Source organism: Embleya scabrispora DSM 41855 (assembly GCF_000372745.1).
Taxonomy (GTDB): Bacteria; Actinomycetota; Actinomycetes; order Streptomycetales; family Streptomycetaceae; genus Embleya; species Embleya scabrispora.
Genome location: NZ_KB889687.1, coordinates 21,898 through 40,819 on the forward strand (window position 1 = coordinate 21,898; position 18,922 = coordinate 40,819).

The window sequence follows — 18,922 nt, forward strand, 5'->3', positions numbered from 1 at the left end:
CGGCCGGGTTCGTCGTCGAGCGCCGGACGGGCCGATCGGCCCGTCCGGCGCTGAGGACCCGTGCTCGGTGCCCGGCTAGCCCCGGAAGCGGGCGGCCAGTACGGCCGCCAGGCGGCGGGAGGCGAAGCCGGTGCCGTGGACGAAGCGGACCACCGGGCCGAAGGTCACCGCGGCCGGCGGGCCGGTGACGTACAGGCCCGGCACGGTCGTCTCGAACGCCGCGTCCAGCGCGGGCAGTCCGCCGACCGTGCCGATCCGCCGCCGCACGTGCGGCGCGAGGAAGCCCAGTGCGGCCAGGTCGACCCGGTAGCCGGTCGCCGCGAGCACATGGTCCGTGCGCACCTCGCGCTGGTATCCGGTCCGGTCCCGGAGCAACATCCGGACCCGCCCGTCCGGCTCGCGGCGGGCCCCGGTGACCGTCTGCGCGTCCCGCACCGGGACGCGCCCGTCCAACCGATCCCGCAACCACCACGCGGCCGAGGGGCCGAGGACGCGCCGGGCCAGGTCGACCCGCACACACGCGGGCAGCAGCCGGAACGCGGCCGGACCGCGCGCGGCGGCGGCGACCGACCACCCGGCGCCCAGCGGCGAGTCCGGGGTGAGCCGTCGGGCCCGATGTGGCGCGGGTGGCGCGGCGAACCGCACCCGCTCGGCCCGGCCGAAAACACGCACCCGCGCGGCGCCGCCCTCGTGCAGCAACGCCGCGCTCTCCAGCGCGGATTGGCCCGAGCCGATCACCACGATGTCCCGGTCCGCACCGAGCTCGGCCAGGTCCGCGTGCTCGGCGGGGTGCGAGACCAGGTCGGCGCCCAGGCGTTTCAGCACGGGCGGCACGTAGCGGTGTGCGGCCAGTCCGGTGGCCAGCACGACCGCGTCCACCTCGACCTCGGTGCCGTCCGCGCGGCCGAGCGCGAAGCCGTGTCCGGCCGGTTCGACACCGGTGATCCGTACCTGTTCCACGTCCGGCACGAGCCGGTCGGCGTACCAGCGGCCGTAGGTCGCGAACGTCTCCCGGGGCACCGGCTGATCACCCGTCAGCGGCCGTTCGCCCCGGGCACGTTGGTAGTCGGCCAGGTCGAATCCCGGCCTCGGCGCGGCGATTGAGGACGCGTCGGGCCGGGACTTGAGCAGCATGCCGACCGGCATATGGCGTCGCCAGCTCTCCATGGGCTCGCCGAACACGCGGGTGGTCACCCCGAGTTGGCGCAGGTGGGCGGCGAGCGAGAGGCCGTAGGGGCCCGCTCCGACGATGGCGACGGTCATGGTGTGCGCCCTTCGAGTATTCGACGTGGAATATCGGCTTATCCGGTGAAAAGTCGGTTCTGCTGCTAGAAAGGTCCGGACGGGGAGGCAACGACATGGGTGGGCAAGGGGTCGAGCTGGATCGTTCGGTGCCGGCGCTGCTGTTCAAGGTCGGCCGCTATCCGCTGCATCAGGGTTCGGTCGGCGCGGTGCGCTCGCTCGGTCGGGCCGGCGTCGCGGTGCATGCGGTGGTCGAGGACGCGTACACCCCGACCGCGCTGTCCCGGCACCTGAGTCGGCGACACGTCTGGCCCACCACCGGCCTGGAGGACCCGGCGGAGCTGCTGGATCGGCTGCTGCGGATCGGTCGCGGGTTGCCCGCCCGCGCGGTGCTGGTGCCCACCGACGACGAGGCGGCGCTGCTCGCCGCCGGTGCGCGGGACAGGTTGGCCGAGTGTTTCCTGTTGCCCGGGGTCGAACCGGACCTGCTCGCGGAACTGGCCGACAAGCGCGGGCTCTACCGGCGTTGCCTGGCCCATGGGGTACCCACGCCGGACACCCGATTCCCGGCCGACCGGGACCGGCTCGTGGCCTGCGCAGGCGAGTTGGGCTACCCGGTCGTGGTCAAGAACCTCGCACCGTGGGATCGGCTGCGCGCCCCGGTGGTGGCCGGCACCACGCTCGTACCCGACGAGCGTGCCCTGCTCGCCCTGGTCGGCGCCCCGCGCGCGGTGGCGTTGCAGGCGTACGTGCCGCGCGAGGTGGCGCAGGACTGGATCGTGCACCTGTACGCCGCGCCGGACGGCCGATGCGCGCCGGTGTTCACCGGCCTCAAGCTCCGCTCCTGGCCACCGCACGCGGGAGTGACCACGTACGCACGGGCGTTGGCCAATCCGGGGCTGGCCCGCCGGTCGGCCCGGCTGTGTCGGGCGATCGGCTATCGCGGGCCGGCCGATCTGGACTGGCGGCTGGACCTGCGCGACGGGCGGTACAAGCTTGTCGACTTCAATCCGCGGCTGGGCGCCCAGTTCCGCATGTTCGAGACCGAGTGCGGGCTGGACGTGGTGCGCGCGCTGCACCTGGATCTGACCGGTCGGGCGATCCCGGCGGGCGCCCAGCGCGAGGGCCGGCGCTACGTCGCCGAGCACCTGGACGTCGCGGCGCTGCTCGCCTACCGGGGCCGGGCGGGAGCGGCCCGGCCGCCCGGCTACCCGCCGGTCCGCGGCGGCCTGGAACCGGCGTGGCCGGCCTGGGACGATCCGCTGCCCGCCGCGGCGGCCGCGGTGCGGGCGCTCGCCGTGGCGGTGCGTCGGTACGGGCGCTGAGGGCACGCGGTGACGGTGATCCGGCGGGTGCGACGCGCGGTGGCGCTGCTGCTGCCGGTCGTGCTGCTCGCGGCCTGCGGGTCCGGATCGCCCACCGGGCCCCGGCTGTTGTTCGCCGAGGACTTCACCGGTTCGAGGTTGGCCGCCGAGCGCTGGGTGACCTGCTACGACTGGAACGTGGACGGCTGCACCAACGCGGGCAACGGGGAGCAGCAGTGGTACCGGCCCGAGCAGGTCCGGGTGAGCGGGGGCCAGGCGATCCTGAGCGCGGTGCGCCGGCCCACGCGCGGCGCGAACCACGTCGTGTACCCGTGGGCGTCGGGCATGGTCTCGACCGGGCGGCCGAGTTGGTCCGGCCGCCCGCGCTTCACCTTCACCTACGGCCGGGTCGAGGCCGAGTTGCTGATGCCGCGCGCGCCGAACTCGTTCCCGGCGTTCTGGCTGATGCCCGCCTCCCGGTACACACCGCCGGAGGTGGATGTGGTCGAGCTGATCGGCGCGGACGATCGGGCCAGGTCCACGGTGCACTGGCGCGATCCGGATGGTCGTCCGCAGGCGTGGGTGCACGAGTCGCCCGCGCGCGACTGGTCGGACCGGTTCCACCACTTCACCCTCGACTGGGCGCCGGATCGCCTGACCTGGTGGATCGACGGCGAGCAGGTGTTCACGGTGACCGATCCGGCGCGCGTCCCGAACGAACCGATGGAGGTGCTGTTCACGCTCGCGATGGGCTATCCGGAGCCGGTGCCGGATCACGTACACGACGCCGAGCTGCGGATCCGATCGGTGCGGGTGTGGGCACCTCGAGTGCGGGTCCGCCGCCGACGGGTCGCTCACCGGGTCACCCGGTCCGGTCCGCCACCGGATCGCGGTGTCCCTGCCAGGGATCGGGATGTCCGCGCCGGCGCGCCCGGGTCCGCCGCCAGGCCCGCCAGCCCAGCGTGAGCGGCCCGTCCCGAAACGGTGCCACCCGGGTACCGGCGCCGGCCAGCCAGGCGTCCAGGCGGGTCGCGTCCGTGTTCGCGCGCACCAGCAGGCGGGAGATCCGCCACGGGTCGTCCTCGCGCGAGCTGTGCGCGTCGCGCACGGCCATCGCGGTGCGAAAGCCGGCGAGTCGCACCGCCTCGCGCACGGCCGCGTTGTTGTAGCCGAACGGATAGGCGAACGAGGTGATCGGGCGCTCCAGTTCGGCTTCCAGCCGCTCGCGCGAGTCGGTGATCTCGCGGTGCATCGGCTCGATCGGCAGGGTGTCCAACTCGCGGTGCGTACAGCCGTGCGCGCCGATGGTCAGGCCCGGCGCGTCGGCGATCCCGCGCAGGTCGTCCCAGCTGAGCATCGCGGCGGGTGGCAGCGCCGGCCGCGGGGTGGGCCACAGCGCGTCGGTGGTGACGTAGAGGGTCACCGGCAGATTCCGCTCGACCAGTTGCGGCAGCGCGTGGCGGGCGAAGTCGGCGTAGCCGTCGTCGAAGGTGATCAGCACGCTGTGTCGGGGCAGGTCGCGCCCGCCGTGCAGGGCCTCGGTGAAACGGTCCAGATCCACCGGGACCCGGCCGCCGGCCAGGATCCGGTCGAGGTGGCGGCCGAACTCGGCCGGGCCGACCGTGAACGGCGCGATCCACGGCGGCGGGTCGTCGCGCACGGAGTGGTACAGCAGTACCGGAACCGCGGCCTCGGATCTCATCGGTTGTCCCTTCGTACGGCGCGGGTGTGCGCGATGGTGCGGATCAGCGCGGCGGCGGTGGTCAGCGCCGCGAGCGTGCCGAGCACGCGGGGGCCGGAGAAGGCGCCGGCGAGCAGGAACGCCTCGGCGGTCAGCGCGCACAGCGCGGCGCTGCCGGCGACCGAGGTCACCGCCGTGGCAAGGACCGTGGCGCTGTCCCCGGCGAGGGCGTAGCCGGGCCCCACCGCCAGGAACGCGACCACCACGAGCACCCGCAGCGGTTGTCCGGCGGGCAGTGCCGGCGCGCCGAACGCGAGCCAGCCGGCCGCGGCGGGCAACGCCGCGCGGATCGGGCCGGTCACCGTCGGGGGCCGCTTCGGGCCGGGGCGTCCCGCGTCCGCGCGGCCTGCGGCGGCGCGGTTCCGCTCGGCTCGGTGCTCGGGTCGATTCGGTAGATCACCGCGTCCCGATCGCGCAGGAGCAGGGTGAAGCGCGGTGCCGTGGAAAGCGTGTGGTCCATTCGTTGGAGCGCGCCGGCCGGCAGCAGGCCGGTCTGCTCGCATTCGGCCCGCTGAGCGGCGGTCAGGAACAGGTACGCGGTGTGACCGGCGTATTCGTCGGCCAGCGCGGTCAGGCCGGCGACCGGATCGTGCACGACGCCCTCACGCAGGGTCGGCGTCTCCATCGCGAACCAGCGGTGTTGTTGTCGCTCGTAGTCGGCGTAGGCGCCGGGGAAGTTGTTGGTGGCCGCGACGATCAGATCGCCGGGGGCGGACACGGTGGCCAGCCACTGCCGGGCGGCGATCTCGCCGTCGGCGAAGTGGTTCTGCCGCTCCTTGCCGTAATAGCCGAACACGAACCCGGTGAGCAGCAGCGCGAACACCACCGGGAGCAGCACCGCGCGCGGGCGCGGGCGGCCTCGGTCGCCGAACAGCGGTGCCAGCCACGAGGCGATCAGGAACGCCAGCGCCGGGAGCGCGAACAGGTAGACGCGGAAGATGATTTCGCCGCCGTAGGCGCCGGCCGCGAGCAGCGGCAGCGGCGCGATCGCCAGCAGCGTGGCGGGCGAGCGGCGCAACCGGGGGCAGCGGACCAGCGCGGCGGCGGCGAGCAGCACCACGCCGACGGTCAGTGCACGATCGACCCGGGCGACCAGCACCTGCCCGGGTTCGGCGGTGCCCAGATCGACCATCCCGGCGTGCGCGTTGGCCTCGAATCGGCCGAACTGTGCCCAGGAGGAGCCGAATTGGTCGAGGAGGAAGGGGCGGGCCACGGTCAGGTCCCAGGCCGGGACGGCAACGGCGACGAGCGCGAGCAGGGGCAGGGCGACCCGGCGGTGGTCACGCGAGCAGGCCAGGGCACCGACCGCGACCACAAGCATCAGCGGGGTGAGCTGATGCGCCGTCACCACCGCGAGCACGAGCGGCGTGCACAGGGCGACAGTGGCGAGCGGGCGCCGGTCGCGGTCCAGGACCAGCGCCAGGATGCTCACATACAGTACGAACGCGAAGGTCTGCGGCGCGAAGTAGTCCTGGCCGACCCACGCGGTGCCGAAGTGGATCCACACCGCCGCCCAGACGACCCGCCGGTTGCGGGTGAGGGTGCGATAAAGCAGAACCAGCGGGCCGATCAGCAGCAGGTCGAAGGCGAGCGGCGACCAGGTCGCCATGGTCAGCGCGTCGTGCACGCCGACGCCGCGGACCACCGCGGCGGCTGCGGCGAAGAAGCCCGGCCACTGGTGATACGGCGCCAACTCACCCGCGTGCGGCAGGGTTTCGCCGGTGCGCAGGAACTGGTCGACCACCTCTACGTGCTTCCACGCCCACGCGTAGCGCAGATGTTCGTACAGCACCGCGGGGGTCGCGTGCAGCATGGTCACCAACGCGCCGGTGTACAGCGCGTATCGGGGCGCCCGGGCGGCGCGGTCGAGCAGCGTCGCGGCGAAGCCCGCGGTGAGCAGGCCCAGTGCGCACCAGTACAGCACCGGCAGCACGTCCAGCAGGCCCAGACCGCCCATCCGGTCCACCGCGACCGGCATGCGCATCGCGAGCACCCACAGCAGTGCGGCGACCGGCAGCGCGAGCAGCCCGAACGCGCGGAAGGCGAGCGCCGCGGCGGTGGGCCGCGGGTCGTGGCCCAGGCCGCGCAGTCGACCGGTCGCGTAGCCGAGCGCGGTGGTGAGCACGCCCAGGGCCAGGGCGGGGATGGTGGCCTTGGGTGGCGCGGCGTCCGGCGCGAACGGCCGGACCAGGGCCCGTGGGATCGTCGAGGCCAGGTAGGAACGCTCGGAGGCGAGCGCGGTGTCGGTGCCGGTGTGCCGGCTGACCGCGGCCTTGGACAGGCCCTCGGCCCAGCAGCGGGCCCGAAAGTAGCGCCATGTGGTGCGCGCGGCGGGGACACGGTGGCGGACCACGGCGGCGGGTTCGTAGGCGAGCGTGCCGCCGCGGTGTCGGGCCGCCGCGCGGATGCACAGTTCGGTCTCCTCGCAGCCCAGCGGGCGAACACCGACCCGGCCCAGGTCGGTGCGGAAGCCGCCGATGTCGAGCAGCACGCCGCGCCGGAAGGACATGTTGGCGCCGATCAGATTGCGTACCGGCGCGGCGTGTTCGGGCATGCCCCGGTAGGTGCAGCCGACCACCCAGTCGAATTCGGCCGGGAACCAGGCCGGGCGGCCGGTGTCCCAGTTCGGCCGGATCCGGCCGCCGACGCCGAGCACCTTCGGGTCGGTGTAACCGTCGAGCAGGCGCATGGTCCAGTCGGGTTCGGCCACCGCGTCGTCGTCGAGGAAGGCCACGATCTCGCCGTGCGCGCCCTCGACGCCGGTGTTGCGCGCCCCGGAGAGGCCGCGTCGACCGCGGTTGCGCAGCACGGTGACGTCGGTGAACTCGCGGGCCGCGCGGGAGGCGAGTTCGTGGCAGTGGTCGGCGACCAGGATCGTCTCGGCCGGTGGCTCGTCCTGGGCCCGGATCGAGGCGAGGGCCGCGCTCAGGTCGTCCCAGCGATCCATCGTGTAGGCGCAGACGATCACCGTCAGGGTGGGTCGGGGCGGCGTGTACTCCGCCGGTGGCACCGCGTGCCGGGCCGCCGCCGCCCGCGCTCGTCGGACGGCCGCCTCCTCGGCCCGGATGGCGACCCAGGCCAGGCGTCTGGTGCGTGGTGGGGTCTCCGTCATGCGGGCCTCCCGGGGGTGGCGGGCAGCCAGACCCGGCGGGCCGTCAGCAGCGCGAGCGCGGTCGCGGTCTGCGCGCCGAGCCACGCGACGCCGGCGCCGAGCACGCCGAGCACGGGCAGCAGGACGACGGTCAGGGCCAGTACGGCGGTCGCGAGCCCGGCCTGGACGGCGACCACCACGCGCATCCGGCCGAGCACGCGGCATGCGCTGATCGCGGTGGCGACCACCAGGTGTGGCAGCGCGGACAGGGCCAGCAGTTGCAGCAGCGTGGATCCGTCGCGGGCGTAGCCGGGGCCGAACACGCGCAGGACCAGGGGCGCGCCGGCGACGAGAGCGGTGATCGCGAGTGTGAGCAATGCTCCGGTATGCCACAGCACCCGGTGACAGCCCGCGGCGAGTCCGGCACCCTCGCCGGCCGCTTCGACCAGCAGCGACGCGCCCATGTTGAGGCTGATCAGGTAGAGCGTGTTGGCCACCACCCAGGCGAGCGAAAAGTAGGCGCTCTCCCGGGCACCGGCGTGTTCCAGCACGATGATCGGCGGCAGCGTGGTCGCGGCCAGCCAGCACAGCGTGCCCAGATAGTCGGCGCCGGCGTAGCGCAGGATGGAACGGGCGGGCAGGAAGCCGGACTCGTCCCGGGCGCGCGCGGGACGGCGGGTCGGGAGCAGTCGGGCGAACAGCCACGCGTCCACCACGACCAGGGTGCAGATCAGGGCGAGGGTCCAGGACATCAGGATCCCGAGCGTGGGCATGAGCCCGGCGAGCGCGGCGACGAGAACGATCTTGGCGACCGCGAAGCCGCTGTTCTTGCCGACCACCAGTCCCGGTCGGCGCAGCCCGGTGAGCGCGCCGTCCTGGAGCGCGAAGAGCGCGTACGCCACGGTGGTGGCCACGAAGCAGCAGCCGGCCGCCGGGTGGCGAAGGAACCCCAGGCTCGGCGCGCACACCGGGATCAGCGCCAGGAAGCCCACCACCGCGATCAGCGTGGCGCCGCACGCGGCGGCGTACGCGACCCGGATCAGCGCACGCCGGTCGTGCCCCGCCCGCGGCAGGAACCGCACGAGCACGTTGCCCAGGCCGAGTTGCCCCAGCCCGGAGAGCAGCATCAGCGCGGACACGGCGGCATAGCCGCGGCCCACCGTCGCGTCGCCGTACCGGCGGGTGGCAAGTGCCCAGTAGCCGGCGCCGAATGCCGAGGTGACCAGCGAGCCGACGGTCAGCACATGGCCGTTGCGCAGCAGCGGGTCGGCCCCCGGGCGGCTCGGCCGGCGCAGCTGAGCCTGCGTCACCGGGCCCGCCCCGGTTGCTCCCAGGGCGTGTGCGCTCCGTGCATGCGCACCCGGGCGTGCAGGTAGGCGAGCGGGCCGGCGGCCAGCGCACGGCGTTCGAGCCCGGCCAGGCGGGCGGGCCAGGGGACTTCGGGGCGGCCGGGCGCGCGGGTGCGGGTCAGGGCGTGCCGGATGCCGCCGGGCACGCGGCGGGCGAGCGCGCCGAGCGTGCGTGGCTCGCGCAGCACGGCGGCGGTCAGATAGGCGCCCAGGCCGGTGCCGTAGCCGCGGACCTGGTGCGCCACCGCGGCGTGATCGGCGCGATGCCGATGCCAGATCAGCGCGCCGGGTTCGTAGCCGATTCGGTGGCCGCGCACGATGGTGCGAAAGAACGCGAGCAGATCGTCGCCGCCGCGCGCGGGCGTGCCGACCCCGGTCGCCGGGTCGAAGCCGCCCATCGCGCGCAGCACGTCGGCACGAAAGGCCATGTTCGCGCCCGAACCGAAGCGCCCCGCGGTGAACGGGAACAGCGGATCCGCCGGCGGCGCCTGGGCGTCGTACAGCATCGGCTCGAATCCCTTGGTCAGACCCGCGTGGTGATGCAGCATCAGCTGCGCGGGGGTGCGCAGTTCGGCGGGCAGGATCAGCCCGGTGACACACGCGGGTCGGCCCGCCCGGGCGAAGCCCGCGACCAGGCCGGCGACCCAGCCGGGGTCGGCCAGGACGTCGTCGTCGGTGAAGGCGAGCAGTTCGCCGGTGGCGGCGGCGATGCCTCGGTTGTGCGCGAGCGCCAGGCCGGCGCGGGGTTCACGGAGATAGCGCACCAGGCCCGCGCAGCCGCCGCGAACCACGCTCGCGGTGCGGTTGGTGGTGGGCGCGTTGTCCACCACGATCAGCTCGATGTCGGGATAGGTCTGCCACAGCAGGGTGCGCAGGCACGCGGCGAGCAGTTCGGGTCGCTCCCGGGTCGCCACGATCACGCTGACCCGGGGCGATTTCCGGCGTCCGGGCGGTCCGGGGCTGTGGTCGGGCGGGACGGGGGCACCGAATCGGGCGCCGGCGGCGGCGATCAGCCGATCCGGGTCGGCGTCGTGGGATTCCAGGTCGAGCAGGCCCACGGGGATGCCGTCGTGTCGGATCAGGACGAGTACGGCGCCGGTGGGGCACCCGGCCGGCCGGCCGTCGGGAGTGCTCAGCCGGGCGGCGCCGGCGGCGGTGACATCGAGCACGCGCACATGCACCAGATCGGGCGGGGCGGCGGGTTCGGGGTTCGGGTCGGGTCGCGAGGTCACCCCTCCTCCCCTGCCCGGATCGTCCGCACGCCGCCGTGCTCGCGCAACACGGTGCGCAGCACCCGGTGTCCGTCGCGCAACGCGTTGAGATTGGATCGGCCGCTGCGGCGCGGCAGTTCGAGGCTGGGCACCTCGGCGATGCGCAGCCCGGCGCGAAGCGCGCGGACGATCATCTCGGCCTCGATCTCGAAGCCGGTCGAGCGCAGGTCGAGGTGGTCGAGGAAACACCGGCGAAACGCACAGAAGCCGTAGCACAGATCGGTGAGCCGATAGCGGTAGAGCCGGCGCACCAGCGCCATCAGCGCGTGGTTGCCGATGCTGCGCAGCGTGGTCAGGTCCAGTGATCCGCCGCCGCCGACGAACCGGGAGCCCTTGACGAAGTCGTAGCCGTTGGTCAGGAAGTGCACGTAGTGCGGGATCTCCTGGGGCGACATGCTCCCGTCGGCGTCGATGGTGACGATGATGTCGCCGGTCGCGTGCCGGAATCCGGTCCGCAGCGCGCTGCCCTTGCCGGGCCCGGACTGCGGGATGACCCGGGCCGCGGGCAGGTAGCGGCGGGTGATCAGCGAGGTGGCGTCGGTGGAGTCGCCGTCGATCAGCAGGACCTCGTCGACGCCTTCGGGGATCTGTTGGAGCACCCAGGGCAGATTGCGGGCCTCGTTGCGGGCGGGCACGACCAGGGTGACCCGATCGCGCGGCGCCGGGCCCGGTGCCGAGTGCCCGGCGCGCAGCGGTGTACCGCCGGGCAGTTCGGCGATCCGGGGCAATGGACGTGTCGCGTGTGCCGTGTGCGTCGTGTCGTGCATGACCAGGCCCCCTCCCGTCTGCCGCGCCCAGGGAGGCACACGGCATCGGGCCGGCGAACCGGCCCGAGATCGGTGACGCCGGGTGCCGATGGCGCGACACCCGGTCATCGCTGATCGTGGTTGGACGGCGAAAGCAGGGTCAATCGGACCGAGGATGCTTTACCAAGACGTTACGGTTGGGCGTTTTTACCGTCGAATGCCAGTTCGGTGATATTTCGTGCTTCCCGGGGTGTTACGAGGCTTTCAGCAGGAGCAGTCGCACGAGCAACATTCGCCGCATTCACAGCAGTTGCCACAGCAGTCGCAACCGTCGCAGCAGTCCCCACAGTCGCACTTGTGGCAGCAGCCCTGCCGCTGTTGACCGGTGCACGGGTCCTCGAACGACTCCCGGCAGCACCACTGGCACGTGCAGCACAGCCCGGCCCAGATCGCGCAGGCCACGAACACGTTGTGCCCGCCGGGCGGCGGAGGCGGCGGGGTCGGACCACCGGGCGGACCCCACGGGCTGTTCGGGTCGTACGGGCTGCCGGGCGGCTGCTGGTTCGGCGGTTGCGGATAGGGCGGCTGCTGGTTGGGCCAGGAGCCCTCGGGCCGCGCGGCCAGGCGCCGTTCCGGCCGCTCGGCGTGCTTGGCGCAGCCGTTGCCGTGCTTGGCGCCCACCGAGCACGAGGGCGACTCGACCGGGAAGCCCGCGTGCCGGAAGGACCGGTCGATCGCCTCGTCTATCTCGTGCACGAGCAGCCGGTGGACGAGCACACCGTCGACGAACTCGACCTCGGCCAACGCGAGTCTGATCCCGGTCGCGGCGTCGCGGCACAACCGGTGCGCCTCGTCCGGCCCGGTCCCGGTGGCGAGCAGCGGGTTCCAGGCGCCGGCGGCACGGTCGGCATGGATGTCCTCGACCGCGTCGAGCAGGTGCGCAAGCCGCCCGAACAACCGACCCGCCTCGGCCAACGACTCCGCGTTGTCCGGGCGTTCGGCCAGCACCGCGGTGTGCGCGAACGCGGCGCCGGTGGCGGTCTCGGTGGGTTCGGTCACGGTCAGCACGGACACACCCGGTCCGGCCAGCGCCTCGACCTCGACCTGCCGATCCACCGCCTCGACCATCACGGCCGTGTCGAAGCCGACCTCCAGCGCGGCGTCCGCACCCTGGCGGGCCCAGCGCTCGGCGACCCGGCGCGCACCACCGGCCACCGCACGCCGCTTGTACACGCCGTCACCGTCGTCGATGTGGTCGCGCATCTTCGCCGACGCGAGCACCAGGGACACCGCTCCGGCCAACCGGGCGCCCTCGCCCATCGCGACGTCGGCCCGACGCATCGCGCGCAGCGGACACGGGCCCGCCTTGCGCCGGCCGTCCGACGTGGGCCGCGCGGACTGCGCCTCGACCAGGACCGAGATGATCAGCCCGTCGTAGTTGGTGGCGACTCGGGCCGCCTGTCCGTGGTCGTCGCGCAGCGCGAGACACATGCCGCACAGGTGCGCCATCCACTCGCTCTGCAGCTTCTCCGACAGTCGGTGCCGGCACGGCCGGATGATCCCGAACAATCCCTCGCCCCATTTCACTGCGCCGTTCCGGTCCCCCACGGACGGCTCAGCCTACTGATCACCCGTCACCCCCGTTCGGGATCCGCACCCGGGCCGGCCGGGGTCGACGACCGGCCCACCCATAGGATCCGCAGCGTGAGCGCATCGATACTGGTCGTCTGTAGCGGGAACATCTGCCGCTCCCCGCTGGTCGAGGCGATGTTGCGGCACCGGCTGGCCGGTTCGGCGCTGCCCGCCGAGGTCGGCTCCGCGGGCACCATCGACTGGAACCACCGGCCGATGGCCGACAACAGCGCGGTGGTGCTGCACGAATACGGGATCGACCCGGGCTCGCACCGCAGCCGCAAGCTCACCGCCGACCTGCTGCGCACGGCCGACCTGGTGATCGGCATGTCGCGCGAACACCACTGGGCGATCGACACGCTCGCCGCCGACGCGCTGCCCCGCACCTTCCTGCTCGGCGAACTCGTGCGACTGGGCGAGCGGTTCGGCCCGCGCGGCGATCTGCCGCTCGCCGACTGGGTGACCCTGGTCGACGCCCTGCGACCGGCGAACCGACTGGCCCGCCCCGCCGACGAACTCGACGATCCGATGGGCGAACCGCTCGAATCCTTCCGGGTGATGGGCGCCCGCGCGGACGAACTCACCGCGCGGTTGGTGGGGCTGCTCACCGGGTGACACCGTTCGGGGCGGCGAGCCGGCTCATTCGAACAAATGATCTTTCCTCGCGGTGTGGCAAGACCCCCTGGGCACACCGACCTTTTGGCTGCCTCATACACTCGCTGTCCCGTCGTGGGGATCGGCGGTACCGGGTGGGGTGGGCATGCGCGACGCAGAGCACGACCGGAACTACCAGGACGACCGCGAGTACGACGACTACGGCGACGACGGCCACCACGAGCACGAGGACCGGCGCCGGAACGGCTGGGTGTTCCTCGTGCTGGCCCTGTTACTGATCGTCGGCACGGGTTACGGGGCCTACTCGTTCCTGCTGCAGGACGACCCCTCCTCGACCACGAAGGCGAACCCGACCGCGTCCGGGGCGGCGGGCGCCGCGGAGCAGAGTCCGCGCAACGCCGCGCGGCGCTTCCTGGGCGAGTGGCAGACGGGCAACTGGACGGGCGCGGGCGCGCTCACCACCGATCCGAACGCGGCGGGCGCGGCGCTGGTGGGGCTCGACGACGGGCTTCGGGTGAGCAGTCGCCGCCTCACCGCGGGCGAGGCGCAACCCGAACGGCCGGACGGCAGCGTTCTGGTGCCGTTCGAGGCACGGCTGACGCTCAAGGACGCCGGCGAATGGACGTACACCGGCACCCTGACCGTCGCCAGGGCACCGGGCCGGGGCTACCTGGTCGGCTGGGCGCCGACCGCGCTGCACCCGGAACTGACCTCGACCACCCGACTCAAGCTGATGCCCAATCAGGGCGGCGCCGGCGGCGGGGACTTGCACGCGAAGGACGGCTCGGCGCTGTCGCCGACCGAATATCCCTCGCTGGCCGCGCTCCGAACCGGCCTGGCGAGCAAGGCCCGACCCGCCGAGCAGGCCGCGTCCGGCGGCACGGTGCTGCTGGTCGACGCGGGCACGAGCGCCACGGTCAGGCAGGTCGCCACGGTCGGCGAAGTGCAGACCGCGCCGCCTGCGGACGGTGGCGTGCGGACCACACTCGACGCCAAGCTCCAGGCGGCGGCCGAGCGGGCGGTCGGAGGCGAGTCGAGGACCACCTCGCTCGCGGCGGTGCGGATCGGTACCGGCGAGATCGTCGCGCTGGCGAACAACCCGGCGAGCGGCCCGAACAACGCTTTCCTGGGCACCACTCCGCCCGGCTCGACGCTGAAGATCGTCACGGCGGCGACGCTGCTGACCAAGGGCGCGGTCGACCTGGACGACAAGGTCGGCTGTCCCGAATCGGCGAACGCGGGCGGCATGCGGTTCACCAACTCCGAGGGGCGCGCGTTCCCCGAGGGCACCTTCAAGCTCGCCTTCGCCCAGTCCTGCAACACCACGATGGCGAACCTGTCCGGCAAGCTCACCGGCGCCGACCTGGCCGGCATCGCGCACGACTGCTTCGGCATCGGCGGCGACTGGAAGACCGGGATCGTCTCGTTCGACGGCCGAGTGCCCGTCGCGACCGACGACACCATGAAGGCCGCGAACATGATCGGTCAGGGCCAGGTGCAGATGAACCCGCTCACCATGGCCTCGGTTGTCGCCACCGCGAAGTCCGGCACGTTCCGCCAGCCGCATCTGCTCGTCGACCAGGAGGGCCTGTGGCGGGCCCCGCGTCAGCTCTCCCCCGGGGTGAGCAGCCGGTTGCGCACGCTGATGCGGTCGGTGGTCACCGAGGGCACCGCGCGCGACTCGCTCGGCGGGCTCGGCGGCGACGTGGGCGCCAAGACCGGCACCGCCGAGGTCGGCGGCGGCAAACCGAACAACGGCTGGATGGTCGCCTACCGCGGCGACATCGCGGTCGCGGTCTGGGTCGAGGGCGGCATCACCGGCGGCCGGTCGGCCGGGCCGATCGTCAAGTCGTTCCTGGGTGCGGCGGGCTGACCGGCCGTAGTCCATCATGGGCAGCGTGAGCGAACACGATCTTGCCGACGAGGGCCCTGGCCGGGCCGAGACCTTCCTCGACCTGCTGCGCTTGGAGCAGATCGAGGAGAACATCTTCCGGGGCTGGTGCCACGCCGGGGCGCCGCTGCGGGCCTTCGGCGGCCAAGTCGCCGCCCAGGCCCTGGTGGCGGCGGGCCGCACGGTGGTCCCGGACCGGCACGTGCACTCGTTGCACAGCTACTTCCTGCGCCCCGGCAGCACCACGGCACCCATCGTGTACCAGGTCGACCGGGTCCGGGACGGGCGCTCGTTCGCGACCCGGCGCGTGACCGGCGTACAACACGGCGCGGTGATCTTCACGCTGTCGGCGTCCTTCAAGGTGGCCGAGGAGACCCCGGGACACCGCCGCGCGATGCCGGACGTCCCGCTCCCGGAGGATCTCCCGGACCCGTACGAGAAGTTGTCCGCCGAGGAGCGCGCGCACTACGAGGAGTCGCAGACCCGGCTACTGATGGACCTGCGCTTCGTTCCGGAGGACCGGTCGCCGGGCACCCACATCGTCGACGGCATCCCGCACCAGCGGGTGTGGATGCGGGCCGCCAAGCAGCTTCCGGACGACCCGCTGTTGCACGTGTGCGGGCTGACCTACATGTCCGATCTGACCCTCGCGGGCACCGCGGCCAAGCCGTACATCACCGATCCGTCGAAGCTGCAGATGGCCTCGCTCGACCACGCGGTGTGGTTCCTGCGTCCGTTCCGCGCCGACGAGTGGTTGCTGTTCGCCCAGGCGTCGCCGTCCGCCCAGGACGCGCGCGGGCTGGCGATGGGCGAGTTCTACAACCACGACGGGGTGCTGGTGGCATCGGTGGTGCAGGAGGCGGTGATCCGCCAGCGGTAGCGCCCGGCGCGTGCTCCACCGCCGGCCCGGACCGCGTCGAATCTCCGCTCGGGGCAGGGGACTTGCCCGATTTCGTGGTCCCCGCACGGTCGATTGCGGCTAGGCTCCCGGAATTCGGATCGAAGGTCGGGGGGCTACCGTGTCCGAGATATTCGAACAGATGCCCGCGCCGGGGATGGCGATCGCCTCGCCCGGGGTCGCGGCGCACATCGGCCGATCACGCCGGGGCGCCCTCGGCAAGCGGCTGCGGGGGCTGCTGTACGGGCTGGTGATCTCCGGCGCGCTGCTCGGATACGGGTGGGGCCGGCAGGGGGCGCCGGGCGCGGGGGCCGCAGCGGTCGTCGGGGTGGTCTTCACGATCTTTTTCGTCCTCTGGGTGCCGGCCAGGATCGCCAACCACGTGAGTGCGGGCCGGGCGGCGCATCGACTGCTGCGGGAGCATCCGTGGGTACCGGTCCGGTTCACCTTCGCGGAAGTGGAACATCCGGACGGGTACCCGATCGAGGGCGTGCGGTTGCTCAAGGCGGACGGCGGCACGCTGCTCGACCTGGACATCCCCTGGTCCGCCGAGCTGCGGCGGCAGGTGCGCGCGTCGAACGTGACCCGGCTGTGGTGCGCGGGCGATCCGACCACCGGTGCGGTGATCGCGCTGCCCGGCGGCCTGCACGCCTTCGTGTACACCCCGGACGCCGAGCCGAGCCCGGCGCTGAGCGCGACCGCCGCCGGGCACGACGCGCGGGCGGGCGTACCCGCCGGCATCGATCCCGGCGGGCTGGTCCTGGCGCCGCGGCGCGGGGTACGCCTGCTCCGGCTGATCGCGTACAACGGGGTCGGCCTGGGCGTGCTCTCCATCGTCGGCGGTCTGACCGGGTTCGCCGGCGACGACCGGTCGCCGGTCTGGAGCTACCTGGCCCCGCCGCTGATCGCCGCAACGCCGCCGATCCTTTTCCTGTTCATTCCGTTGACCGTGCCGCTGCTGCGGATCGACGGCACCGGCATCACCCGCACCTCCGCACGCGGGAAGATCTCCCGGCTGACCTGGGCGCAGCTGGTCGACGTGGAGTTCCGGGGAGCCGAGCTGAACGCGTACTTCCGGCCCGATGCCACGACGGACGGGTGGTACCTGTCTCCTCGGACCGGCCGTCGGAGCGGCACGCTGGTCTATCGGGAGCGCTTCGGCTTGTCCGCCACGGAACGACGGGCCCGCCGCGAGGCGATCTCGGCGGCGCTGCCGTTCTTCGCGTGGACGGTCGCGGGCGCGCAGGTGCGAATCGACCTGGGCGACGGTTCGACCGCCCCGCGGCACTGACCACCGCCGCAGGCGCTTTGCTCGGACGCGCCGGTCACGGTGGCGGGGCGGCCTTTCGGCCCGCACCCGGTCGCGCGAGCGCGTCCACGCCGTGCCGCACGCCCGCCCGCACACCGCCGGCCGAGCCGAGTTGGCGCAGCGCGTACAGCAGTACCGCGATGTCGTCGATCAGGATCGGGTCGGGCAGCAGGTCCACCGGGCTGATCGCGTAGATCAGCGCGCCCAGGAACACCATCCGATCGCGCGTACTTGCTTCCGGGCCGCGCACCAGCCGCCAGGTCCGCAACAATCGGCGGACCAGGACGACCACGATCACCAGCGTCACGACGAACACGAGCGCCGCGACGCCGATCACAATCCAGAGCCAGGTGTCCACGTCGGGACATCTGCCCCGTCAGCCGCCGCCCACCCAGACCGTCTTGGCGTTGCAGAATTCCCGGATGCCCAGATGGGCGAGTTCGCGTCCGTAGCCGCTGGTCTTGATGCCGCCGAAGGGCAGCTCGGGGTGGGAGGTGACCATGCCGTTCACGAAGACCGCGCCGGCCGCCAACTCGGCCGCACAGCGCCGCTGTTCGGCGTCGTCGTCGGTCCAGGCGTTGGCGCCCAGGCCGAACGGCGTCGCGTTGGCCAGCGCGATCGCCTCGTCCAGGTCGGAGACTCGGTACAGCCCGGCGACCGGGCCGAACACCTCCTCGCGGTACATCCGCATGTCCGGGGTGAGCTCGGCGACCACGGTCGGCGGGTAGTACCAACCGGGGCCGGGCGGGCGCTCGCCGCCGCACAGGATCCGGGCGCCCTTGGCCCGGGCGTCCTCGACCTGCTCGGTGACGTCGCGCACGCCCTGCTCCTGGGCGAGCGGACCCACGTCGGTGCCCGCTGCGGTCGGGTCGCCGACCCGGAGCGCGGCCATGTTCGCGGTGAACGCCGCGGCGAAGTCGTCGTAGACGTCGGTGTGCACGATGAAGCGCTTGGCCGCGATACAGCTCTGTCCGTTGTTCTGGGTGCGGGCCGTGGTGGCTGTTCTGGCAGCGGCCTCGATGTCGGCGGAGGGCAGCACCAGGAAGGGGTCGGAGCCGCCGAGTTCGAGCACCGTCTTCTTCAGCTCGCGGCCGGCGATCGCCGCGATCGAGCGCCCGGCACCCTCGCTGCCGGTCAGCGTGGCGGCCACCACACGCGGGTCGGAGAGCACCCGCTCGACCAGCTTCGACCCGATCAGCAGCGTTTGGAAGGCCCCTTCCGGAAAGCCGGCCCTGGTGAACAGCTCGCCGAGGTACAGCGCGGTCCGCGGCACGTTCGACGCGTGCTTGAGCAAACCGGTGTTGCCCGCCATCAGCGCGGGCGCGGCGAACCGCATCGCCTGCCACAGCGGGAAGTTCCACGGCATCACGGCCAGCACCGGACCCAGCGGCTCATACCGTACGTACGCCTTGCGGGCGCCGACCGCGTCCGCGTCGGCCCGCTCGTCGGCCAGGAAGTCCGCCGCCCGATCGGCGTAGAACCGACACAGCCGCGCGCACTTGGCCACCTCGGCCTCGGCGGCGGCGAGCGTCTTGCCCATCTCCGCCGTCATCATCGCCGCGACCTCGCCCTTCTCCGCGTCGAGCAGATCCGCGGCCCGTCGCATCGCCTTCGCGCGGACGTCGTACGCGTCCCGCCGATGGGCCCGGAACACCTCGTCGGACCGCGCGATGCGGGCCTCGATCTCCGGTTCACCGATCTCGGCGAACTCCTCGATCGTCTCCCCGGTCGCCGGGTTGACGGACGCGATGGCCATGGGCCCTCCAGATACGGATACGGACGGTGAGTGCGACGGACACTGACGTCGATCGCGGCACCCCGCCGACCCGTTAC

General features: G+C 73.0%; 16 protein-coding genes. 6 read left to right on the plus strand and 10 right to left on the minus strand.

Annotated elements, in window-relative coordinates; translation table 11 throughout:
* Positions 1 to 75: 75 nt before the first annotated feature.
* Positions 76 to 1,263 carry an FAD-dependent oxidoreductase gene (locus A3IC_RS0133700; protein ID WP_020554491.1) on the minus strand — a complete coding sequence of 396 codons (1,188 nt, stop codon included), beginning with the start codon at positions 1,261 to 1,263 and terminating at the stop codon, positions 76 to 78.
* A 95-nt stretch (positions 1,264 to 1,358) separates the two neighbouring features.
* On the opposite strand from A3IC_RS0133700, the gene A3IC_RS0133705 reads away from it, so the two are divergent.
* Together A3IC_RS0133705 and A3IC_RS0133710 are read left to right on the plus strand one after the other, a co-directional pair.
* Positions 1,359 to 2,567 (plus strand): carboxylate--amine ligase, encoded by a 1,209-nt coding sequence (locus A3IC_RS0133705; protein WP_020554492.1) that lies wholly within the window; start codon positions 1,359 to 1,361, stop codon positions 2,565 to 2,567.
* Between the two features lie 9 nt (positions 2,568 to 2,576).
* Positions 2,577 to 3,512 carry a glycoside hydrolase family 16 protein gene (locus A3IC_RS0133710; RefSeq protein ID WP_020554493.1) on the plus strand — a complete coding sequence of 312 codons (936 nt, stop codon included), beginning with the start codon at positions 2,577 to 2,579 and terminating at the stop codon, positions 3,510 to 3,512.
* Here A3IC_RS0133710 and A3IC_RS0133715 read toward each other — a convergent pair.
* From A3IC_RS0133715 to A3IC_RS0133750, 7 genes are all read right to left on the minus strand, one after another.
* Positions 3,409 to 4,248: a polysaccharide deacetylase family protein gene (locus tag A3IC_RS0133715; RefSeq protein ID WP_020554494.1), complete on the minus strand. Its 840-nt coding sequence runs from the start codon at positions 4,246 to 4,248 to the stop codon at positions 3,409 to 3,411. The genes A3IC_RS0133710 and A3IC_RS0133715 overlap by 104 nt on opposite strands.
* Positions 4,245 to 4,589: a hypothetical protein gene (locus A3IC_RS58030; protein WP_020554495.1), complete on the minus strand. Its 345-nt coding sequence runs from the start codon at positions 4,587 to 4,589 to the stop codon at positions 4,245 to 4,247. Before A3IC_RS58030 ends, A3IC_RS0133715 begins: the two co-directional genes overlap by 4 nt.
* Entirely contained in the window at positions 4,586 to 7,399 is a 2,814-nt protein-coding gene (locus tag A3IC_RS66940; RefSeq protein ID WP_052173932.1) for a glycosyltransferase family 2 protein, read from the minus strand. The genes A3IC_RS58030 and A3IC_RS66940 overlap by 4 nt, the downstream gene beginning before the upstream one ends.
* Entirely contained in the window at positions 7,396 to 8,688 is a 1,293-nt protein-coding gene (locus A3IC_RS0133735; RefSeq protein WP_020554496.1) for an oligosaccharide flippase family protein, read from the minus strand. Before A3IC_RS0133735 ends, A3IC_RS66940 begins: the two co-directional genes overlap by 4 nt.
* Positions 8,685 to 9,959 (minus strand): glycosyltransferase family 2 protein, encoded by a 1,275-nt coding sequence (locus A3IC_RS0133740; RefSeq protein WP_020554497.1) that lies wholly within the window; start codon positions 9,957 to 9,959, stop codon positions 8,685 to 8,687. Before A3IC_RS0133740 ends, A3IC_RS0133735 begins: the two co-directional genes overlap by 4 nt.
* Positions 9,956 to 10,765, minus strand: coding sequence for a glycosyltransferase family 2 protein (locus A3IC_RS0133745; protein ID WP_079026843.1), 810 nt, complete (start codon positions 10,763 to 10,765; stop codon positions 9,956 to 9,958). The genes A3IC_RS0133740 and A3IC_RS0133745 overlap by 4 nt, the downstream gene beginning before the upstream one ends.
* 243 nt (positions 10,766 to 11,008) lie before the next feature.
* A complete protein-coding gene (locus A3IC_RS0133750; protein ID WP_020554499.1) occupies positions 11,009 to 12,331 on the minus strand; it encodes a DUF5685 family protein in 1,323 nt (440 codons plus the stop codon).
* A 117-nt stretch (positions 12,332 to 12,448) separates the two neighbouring features.
* Between A3IC_RS0133750 and A3IC_RS63000 the strand changes: the two genes are divergently transcribed.
* The 4 genes from A3IC_RS63000 (at position 12,449) to A3IC_RS0133770 (ending at position 17,071) form a co-directional block, all read left to right on the plus strand.
* On the plus strand, positions 12,449 to 12,991 hold the full coding sequence (locus tag A3IC_RS63000; protein ID WP_020554500.1) for an arsenate reductase/protein-tyrosine-phosphatase family protein: 543 nt from the start codon (positions 12,449 to 12,451) through the stop codon (positions 12,989 to 12,991).
* A gap of 145 nt (positions 12,992 to 13,136) precedes the next feature.
* Complete coding sequence (locus A3IC_RS58050; protein ID WP_020554501.1) at positions 13,137 to 14,864, plus strand: penicillin-binding transpeptidase domain-containing protein; 1,728 nt, start codon at positions 13,137 to 13,139, stop codon at positions 14,862 to 14,864.
* Positions 14,865 to 14,880: 16 nt separating this feature from the next.
* The gene (locus tag A3IC_RS0133765; RefSeq protein WP_020554502.1) at positions 14,881 to 15,762 is read left to right on the plus strand and encodes an acyl-CoA thioesterase; all 882 of its coding nucleotides are present in this window, start codon (positions 14,881 to 14,883) and stop codon (positions 15,760 to 15,762) included.
* A 139-nt stretch (positions 15,763 to 15,901) separates the two neighbouring features.
* Entirely contained in the window at positions 15,902 to 17,071 is a 1,170-nt protein-coding gene (locus tag A3IC_RS0133770; protein ID WP_020554503.1) for a hypothetical protein, read from the plus strand.
* A 34-nt stretch (positions 17,072 to 17,105) separates the two neighbouring features.
* On the opposite strand, the gene A3IC_RS0133775 is transcribed toward A3IC_RS0133770, so the two are convergent.
* A complete protein-coding gene (locus A3IC_RS0133775; protein WP_020554504.1) occupies positions 17,106 to 17,447 on the minus strand; it encodes a YkvA family protein in 342 nt (113 codons plus the stop codon).
* 18 nt (positions 17,448 to 17,465) lie between these two features.
* Positions 17,466 to 18,845 (minus strand): NADP-dependent succinic semialdehyde dehydrogenase, encoded by a 1,380-nt coding sequence (locus A3IC_RS0133780; protein ID WP_020554505.1) that lies wholly within the window; start codon positions 18,843 to 18,845, stop codon positions 17,466 to 17,468.
* Positions 18,846 to 18,922 lie beyond the last annotated feature (77 nt).